A 3,421-nucleotide genomic window follows, 5' to 3' on the forward strand; every position below is an offset into this window, starting at 1 on the left:
CCCCCCGCGTTGTCGCACCCCCGCAGCATCTGACTGCTCGCGTTGAACTCACCGGCAGCTACGCGCCAGTGCCGCATTCAGACTCCGTGAACCGGGCACTAGCCGGCCACCAGCCCGCCGAGACTTCTGCTGCGGCGATGGCGTCCCGCGCCAAGCAGCCGGCCGCCGATCCGCTGTCCGAGTTGCTGGCCAAAGACCAGGACCCGAGAAATTGGGGCGACGCCAAGGAAGACCTGGCTGAGATGATGAAGCGCGAGAAGCCGCCGCACTGGGGCTGATTTCCTAATTCACCAAGACGGCTGAAACCTTGCCGCGCGATACTGCCCCGGCCAGATCATCCGAGAGGCTGCTGGCCGCCGCGACCACCACAATTCCTTCACCGGTGGGAGCCGCGCCGCTGAGCATGCCGAATTCGGAACTGCTGGCATTATCCGGAACCCAGAGCACCGGCACCGCCTTGGCGATGGTCTGCGAGCTGATGTCCTTTTCGAAGCCATCTCCGGTGGTCAATACGATATCCACCAGTTGCCCTGGATGGAGCAGCGTCACGGTGGCAGGATCGCTCAAGCGCAAGGGAACGGCCACGGTGCCTTCCGGCGACCCGGTCAAAAGTTGCGGCCCCACCAAGGAATAGTTGCGCAGCACCGTTCCGGCAGTCAGTGCCACGGCTGCCCGTTGCCCCGAGATGGCATCAATGCTTTCAAAGACTTCGGCATCTTCCGGGGCCAGCCGCACCGTTTGCACCGTCAGCTGGTTGGCGGATATGCGGGATCCGGCAGGAATGTCGCTCAGCGCCACCACGACCTCGCGCTGCGCTAATTGCCCGGAGGAAAACACATTGAGCACGCCGGCCAAGGCCAGCAGCGCGCAGGCGATGGCCAAAGGCTTCCGGTAGCGGCGCAACAACTCATGGCGGTTGCGCACGGGACGGATCTTCGGCTTGGGAATCACCGGGGGCCGGGAGGCAGCATGCGGTCTGGAGAAGAAGCTCATAACCCCATGCAACCTTCAGGTCCAGCGGCACACTGCCAGCTGCCCGCGAGCTGTGGGTAAATCAGATGATCTGATGCACCTGCTGCGGAGTGAACACCAAGTCCACGGGCTGGTCATGCTTATCGATCTGGAAGGAACCGGCCGGAACATACTCGTGCTCATAAACCACGGCCGCCACACGGACCGGCGCATCGTCGATCAAGGGCAGGAAGCGATCGTAGTAGCCGCCGCCTTGGCCTAAACGCAGCCCATTCGAATCGATGGACAGCGCAGGCATGATCAGCGTATTGATCTCGTCAAAGAGCTCTGTGCCCATCCGCTTGCCCACCGGCTCCATCACCGGGGCCAAGGTACTCGGCTGGAATTCCATGCCGGGGGAGTACTCAACCCACGACAGCGCGTACTCCGGTTCGCACACCGGCAGGTAGACTTCAATGCCTTCCTTGGCCAAAGCATCCAAGAGCGCCTCGGTAGACGGTTCATCCGGACCCGAGCAATAGGCCGCGACCTTCTGGACGACACCGGTGCTCTGGCTCAGGTAGCCAATCACCGTGTGAGCCAGATCCAGGCCGAATTGCTCACGCTTGCTCGGATCAAGTGTCCTGCGCCAAGTGCGCACAGCGGCACGCGCGGCCTTCTTGCCGGCGCCAGAATTCAGATCAGCGGTGGGATTCATGCCTACAGCTTACGTGCAAGAAACGAAACGCTGCCTGCTAGCGCTGTTGCCAGCTGCAAGCATGACGAAGTAATACGATGTGCACATGTTCTTCTCTCGTCGAGCAAAGCGCTTGGTTCCGGATCTGGCCTCGGAGCGGCTGTTGTTGCGCCAACTGACTGCCAGTGACGAAGCCGAGTGGATCAATCTGCGCTACGCCAATTCCAAATGGCTCAAGCCATGGGATCCCACCAGTCCCTTGGGCCCGCCTGAAGCCATGACTTTTCGCGAGATGCTCAGGGCCAAGGATGAATCAGCAATTGACGGCAGCGGATTCACCTGGGCCTTGGCTCTGCCCCAGCTGCACAAGGGGCGCCCGCCACTGATCGGCCAGGTTTCCGTGGCGTCGGTGCAATATGGTGCCGCGCGCACAGCGTCCATCGGCTACTGGCTGGATCGCAACCATGCCGGCTTCGGCCTGATGCCCGAAGCCTGCGCCTTGGTCATAGACCATTGCTTCGAGCAGCTGCAGCTGCACCGTCTGGAAATCAACATCCGTCCGGAGAACGCGGCCAGCCTGCGGGTGGTGGACAAGCTCGGGTTCCGCGATGAAGGGCTGCGCAAAGGCTATCTGCACATCGATGGGCAGTGGCGGGATCACCGCACCTTTGCGTTGACCCGTGAAGAGGTGGAAACGACGCTGCTCGAACGCATCTACGAATACTGAGGCGGATTTCGTGCTATTTCGTTCAATCGAGCTCTGATAAGAGAGAACTGGATTGAAAACATGCAGACACGCCAAGGGATGTGCATGAGCGCGCACCCAAGGTTGCATAGTGTTGATTCGGAGGAACCATATTTAGTTCCACGAGGATTTGACCGACTCAATCGGTGATGGAGGACCCACATGGCTGGCACGTCACAGAGCGCTTCGCAGGAAAGTGCTGCGACCAAACTCAAGATTCGTGTGCGCTATGGCCGGTTGTCCGTCGCGCTCGTTGGTGCCTTGGCAGTCCTCGCGACCGTCTTCGGTCTCATCCTGGCTCCTTTCACTGCTCTGACCTTCGGCACCGTAGGCCTGTTCGCGCTGATTGCTGTAGCATCCTTCGCCACCCTGCGCGGGCTGGCTGTCCGCGACCGCAACCGCAAGCTGCTCGAGCACCTCGAAGCCACCCGGCAGCAGGCGCTGCGGACTCCCGCTTTTGACGACGCGGCTAACCAGGTCATCTCGCGCAAGCATGAGGAAGACGAGGTCTTCGACGCTCGCCCGGGTTCGTCCCGCCGCGCTCCAGCGATTACCGCTGAAGAGCTGCGTGCCGAAGCGCTGCGAGTGGCTCACGGCTATGGCGGCGTAAAGCAGCCAGGGACCTGGGAACCAACGCACGTGCCCAAGCCAACTTACGTGGAAGCCAGCGAGCGCATCGCCAAGACCGCGGAGCTGGCAGCTGAACAGGGTGCCAAGCGGACCCACAAGGCAGCACTGCCGGTGGAAGAACCGCTGCGCCCGAGCAAGCAGATCAGCCTGAAGGCATCGGAAGATGCAAAACGCCTGGCCACCGAAGTTTCGGCTGAAGAGCGCGCAGCGGTCGCTTCGGTAGTTGCCAAGCGTACCGAGAGCGCACCAGCTGCCAAGGAAACCGTTGCAGCGCCATCTGCCGCACCGGAAGCCGCACCCGTGGCTGGCGCAGGTACCAAGCCTCGCCTGAACCTGGACGCGGTCATGCAGCGCCGACGCGCATAAGCTCCCAAGCACAAAGACTTGTGGCCCCGGCC

General features: G+C 61.8%; 5 protein-coding genes. 3 read left to right on the forward strand and 2 right to left on the reverse strand.

Going from position 1 to position 3,421, the window contains the following annotated elements:
- Nucleotides 1-278: hypothetical protein (locus tag ACNPM8_RS06780; RefSeq protein WP_448939496.1), on the forward strand; the 278-nt coding region annotated here is incomplete at its 5' end.
- Between the two features lie 4 nt (nucleotides 279-282).
- Here ACNPM8_RS06780 and ACNPM8_RS06785 read toward each other — a convergent pair.
- Nucleotides 283-993 carry an RcpC/CpaB family pilus assembly protein gene (locus ACNPM8_RS06785; protein WP_448939497.1) on the reverse strand — a complete coding sequence of 237 codons (711 nt, stop codon included), beginning with the start codon at nucleotides 991-993 and terminating at the stop codon, nucleotides 283-285.
- 61 nt (nucleotides 994-1,054) lie between these two features.
- Nucleotides 1,055-1,669, reverse strand: a complete 615-nt coding sequence (locus ACNPM8_RS06790; protein WP_448939498.1) for a 5-formyltetrahydrofolate cyclo-ligase — start codon at nucleotides 1,667-1,669, stop codon at nucleotides 1,055-1,057.
- Between the two features lie 85 nt (nucleotides 1,670-1,754).
- Between ACNPM8_RS06790 and ACNPM8_RS06795 the strand changes: the two genes are divergently transcribed.
- Both ACNPM8_RS06795 and ACNPM8_RS06800 read left to right on the forward strand, forming a co-directional pair.
- Nucleotides 1,755-2,375 carry a GNAT family N-acetyltransferase gene (locus tag ACNPM8_RS06795; protein WP_448939499.1) on the forward strand — a complete coding sequence of 207 codons (621 nt, stop codon included), beginning with the start codon at nucleotides 1,755-1,757 and terminating at the stop codon, nucleotides 2,373-2,375.
- 180 nt (nucleotides 2,376-2,555) lie between these two features.
- The gene (locus ACNPM8_RS06800; RefSeq protein ID WP_448939500.1) at nucleotides 2,556-3,389 is read left to right on the forward strand and encodes a hypothetical protein; all 834 of its coding nucleotides are present in this window, start codon (nucleotides 2,556-2,558) and stop codon (nucleotides 3,387-3,389) included.
- The last annotated feature ends 32 nt before the right edge of the window (nucleotides 3,390-3,421 follow it).

The organism is Glutamicibacter sp. AGC46 (assembly GCF_053543715.1).